General features: G+C 35.1%; 3 protein-coding genes. 2 read left to right on the top strand and 1 reads right to left on the bottom strand.

Translation table 11 applies throughout. The features are described from left to right. Positions 1 to 995: 995 nt before the first annotated feature. Positions 996 to 1415 carry an AbrB family transcriptional regulator gene (locus F6K13_RS22345; RefSeq protein ID WP_124143060.1) on the bottom strand — a complete coding sequence of 140 codons (420 nt, stop codon included), beginning with the start codon at positions 1413 to 1415 and terminating at the stop codon, positions 996 to 998. Positions 1416 to 1726: 311 nt separating this feature from the next. On the opposite strand from F6K13_RS22345, the gene F6K13_RS22340 reads away from it, so the two are divergent. Together F6K13_RS22340 and cbiB are read left to right on the top strand one after the other, a co-directional pair. Further along, entirely contained in the window at positions 1727 to 2170 is a 444-nt protein-coding gene (locus tag F6K13_RS22340; RefSeq protein WP_124143059.1) for an RrF2 family transcriptional regulator, read from the top strand. Positions 2171 to 2451: 281 nt separating this feature from the next. Further along, positions 2452 to 3465, top strand: coding sequence for an adenosylcobinamide-phosphate synthase CbiB (gene cbiB, locus F6K13_RS22335; protein ID WP_124155469.1), 1014 nt, complete (start codon positions 2452 to 2454; stop codon positions 3463 to 3465). Positions 3466 to 3949 lie beyond the last annotated feature (484 nt).

Raw genomic sequence — 3949 nt, 5'->3', positions numbered from 1 at the left:
AGAGGGAATATTTCTGGTCTGAGAAATGCGATCGCGTACATATTCAAAAAAGCTCAATCCCAGCTTGCGAGTAGTAGCAACAAGGGACATAAAAGTATCCCAAGATGCAGTCCCCTCAGTCGTCTGATATACAATCCGGTTATATAGTATATGTTCATAATTCTGTCTACACTTCAATATCCGCGTCTCCGTGTCTCCGTGTCTCCCTATCTCCCTAGCATACAATAACTATTCAACCGGATTCTATATTACACATTCACCAACGCCAATATATGAGCATGGCAGAGGAAAGTCATCTATGAGCTTTATTCCATTTTTTCTTACTTCCTGCAAACATTGTGGTCAAAAGAGAAGATAAAAACAGATTGTATCGCAGAAGGAAAAAGGAAGAAGGAAAAATCTGGTGTTGCATAATTGTAGGATGATAATCACATTTGCACGCATCTGAAAATCTTGATAGATCAAAAAAAATTTTTTGACACATATCAAAATCATCCCATGATGATGCAACGCCAAAATCTTGTGTTGTCTGAGTTTTAAACTTTTGATATGTCCGCGCCCTTTCCTTCGACTAGCTATACTAAAAAATATTTGCCTCCTTATAGTGAACGCAATCACTATTAAACCGGGGTTGCACATTATGGAATGACATTGCCAAAAATTGGTTTAGATTTTGACTAAAAAAACCTAATATTAATGATTCTAGCAATTGATTAATCCACAATCCAATTCAATCAAAAATATCAAATCATTCGTCACTGTGCAACGCCATTAAACCAATATATACCGTAATCTTTGTGACACTTTACATTCTGTAGAGAAATACTACGAAGGTACTAAATTAGTATTGACATATTGACCACGAGAAGAAGTATTTACAAAAAAGTGATGGTACAGCTATTGGTGCAACAAGCATCAATCGCTATAGTTCTTGATGCTTGAAGTGAAGAGAATCAGTGAAATAGAGAATCTGTTAAGTAAGATGTAGTCTTAACTTAAGATGCTGCTGCTGATACTTCTTCTCCTTCTTCCACAACTTTACCTGCTTCTACTTGACGCAGGTGAATATGTTTACGTCCCAAAGAAATCTCAAACTCATCTCCTGGCTCTAATTCCATTATTTTAGTATAAGCTGCGCCAATTAGTAAATTACCGTTGGATTGTACACTAATTCTATAGCTAGCAGAGCGTCCTCCACGGCCATTACCATTCTGTTTACTATCTAATTGAATACCCTCAGCATCAATCAAAGCATTCAAAAACTTCATCATGTTAACTCGTTCAACACCATTTTTAGTAACAGTGTAGTAGCCACATTCTCTAGCCTTCTTTTCCTTACTTTGATTACCTAAGTCTTTGACTTTTTTAAGTAAATCTTCCCCAGATAAGGGTTCAATATTTTTCTTTTTAGCCATATTTTCAGTCCTAACATTTTGCTACAGTTATCAGTTTTTATCTTGGTTTGTTTAAATTCCAAGAAACGATAAACAAATATTTGCTCGTAAAACTATATTACACTAATTATCTAAATATTTCACATATTCGACAAATTTTTAACACAATATTCTGAGAAGAGCTATTGATTATAGCCACCAATCATATCTATAGTATGTAATATTAAGCATTGCGCTATCAACTATCAACTATTCACCTATTTAGTTGAAGGGCCTATTAATATAGTTATAGCTATAAATTCCTAAAGTCCCTTTGAATTAAACACAATACAATGAAGTTAACTACTCGTGGACATTATAGTGTTAAGGCACTTTTAGATTTGAGTTTACAACAAAATAATACTCCTATATCTGTCAAAGAAATAGCACTACGTCAAGACATACCTATAGCCTACCTTGAAAAGTTATTAATAGAGATGCGTCGTGCTGGTTTAGTCAAATCAGTTCGTGGTGCCCAAGGAGGATATAAATTAGCTAAATTACCTGCTCAAATATCTATAGGACAAATACTAGAATCCGTGGGTGAAACAATCAAACCTTTACCTAGATATGTTCCTGATAATAAACAGGCAGAAGACTGGGTTACTTATTCTATCTGGCATAGATTAGATAAAAAACTTTCTGAAGCACTTTACAATATTTCTTTAGAAGACTTATACTATGATGTCCGTAGTTGGCAAGCTGTAGTAGGAGAAGAAGCGAGTTTTGTTGTTTAATTTTTGATAGTTTGAGTGTCAAGTTGTAAGAGTTAATCAGTAGTATATGATTCATAAGCATTCAGCTATTAGCACTCAGCACTTCAGCAATTAATAATGAATAATTACTTCTGAGGTTAGGTCTGGGGACTTTAACAGTAACTTTTTATTCAAACTCAATTTAAAAGGTTGCTTTTACCTTTCCCAACATTAATAGCTGATAGCTAATAGCTGACAGCTAAATGCTTACTATGATTCACCATGATTACTTATTAAAACAAATTTATAACTATTGAATTCCTGTGAGTGCCAACTATACTTTAATTATTCTTTTCATAGCTGCTTGCCTAGATTATTTGATTGGCGATCCTTGGGATTGGCCACATCCTGTAAAGTTCTTAGGTTGGATAATTACTCATTACACTAAACAAATATTTAAACTCACTAAACCTTATCAAGATAACTCTCACGTATTTATACTTAGATTGTCAGGTATATTACTAGCGATCGCTCTTGTTTTGGGTAGTGGAATTATCAGTTGGTTAATTATTCAAGCTTTACGAATAAACTTTACCCAATTTCCTTTATTAACAGTAATAATAGAGAGTATTTTATTAGCTAGCTGTTTTGCGGGAAAAAGTTTAAGTATGGCAGCTAAAGAAGTACTTCAACTGGTAAGAAGTGACAATTTAATTCAAGCACGTCAAAAATTAAGTATGTATGTAGGTAGAGATACAGAAAATTTATCAATATCGGAAATATTTCGAGCAATTTTTGAAACAGTAACAGAAAATGCAACAGATGGAGTAATTGCACCTTTATTTTACGCTTTAGTGGGAGCCATAATACCAGGTGTAGGTAGCGTACCTTTGGCATTTGCTTACAAAGCTGCTAGTACATTAGATTCGATGGTCGGGTACAAAGAAGCGCCCTATACTGATATAGGATGGTTTAGTGCCAAACTAGAGGACGTTTTAACTTGGCTACCTTGTCGTCTAAATGTTCTGACTATAGCTTTGCTCTCTGGTAAACCCTTATATGTTTGGAGAATATGTCAAAGGGATGCGGTGAAAGACCCTAGTCCTAATGCTGGTTGGAGTGAATGTGCCTATGCTGCAACCTTGGGAGTACAGGTAGGTGGTACAAATTTGTACAAGGGAGTGGTTAAACATAAACCACTATTAGGAGACCCCACCTATCCAATTACACCAGAAATTATTGATCGAGCATTGCAGTTAACTCGATATTGCTTTCTAATTTGGTTAGGGTTATTTTTTATTTGTTATATAATGTCCGGTAGCATCGGTATTGTATAGTGAAGGTAAGGAAGAAGGAAGAAGGAAGAGGGAAGAAGGCTTAAAAGTATGAAAAAACGTAAATTTCCTGTAGATATTCACCCTTGGTTTTACACAAACGTGCCCCAGGGGACATGATATTATTTATCAAAATAATTGGGTGTAATATCCCGCCTTGATTGGCGAAATGTTTTTGGAGGGGAGCTTATAGCGGTTTTCAAGGTTTTCAAATAGATAGAGTACAGTGGTCAAAGCATTTTTCTGCTCCCTACTCCCTACTCCCTACTCCCTAAGCAAAAACAGGACTTACGCAAAGACACTGTGTATAGAGTCCAGTAACTATTAGACAATAGTTATGAGTACTATATATAGTGTATATGCGTAAGTCCTAAAAAAGAATTTTTTAGTCTACTTAATAATGAAAACTGCTGTAAATCACCGTTACAAAAACAACTTCTGACTTCTGACTTCTGACTTCTGACTTCGTTTGACTTCTGACTTCTGA

Origin of the sequence: Okeania sp. SIO2B9 (genome assembly GCF_010672505.1) — a bacterium.
In the GTDB taxonomy this organism is placed as follows: Bacteria; Cyanobacteriota; Cyanobacteriia; order Cyanobacteriales; family Microcoleaceae; genus Okeania; species Okeania hirsuta.
The sequence above is the reverse complement of the archived record's forward strand: the minus strand, read 5'-3'. Positions and strand labels throughout refer to the sequence as shown.

Bases quoted from the DNA above. Each gene is read 5' to 3' on its own strand.
- F6K13_RS22345 (WP_124143060.1), bottom strand. From the start codon at position 1,415: ATGGCTAAAAAGAAAAATATTGAACCCTTATCTGGGGAAGATTTACTT.
- F6K13_RS22340 (WP_124143059.1), top strand. From the start codon at position 1,727: ATGAAGTTAACTACTCGTGGACATTATAGTGTTAAGGCACTTTTAGAT.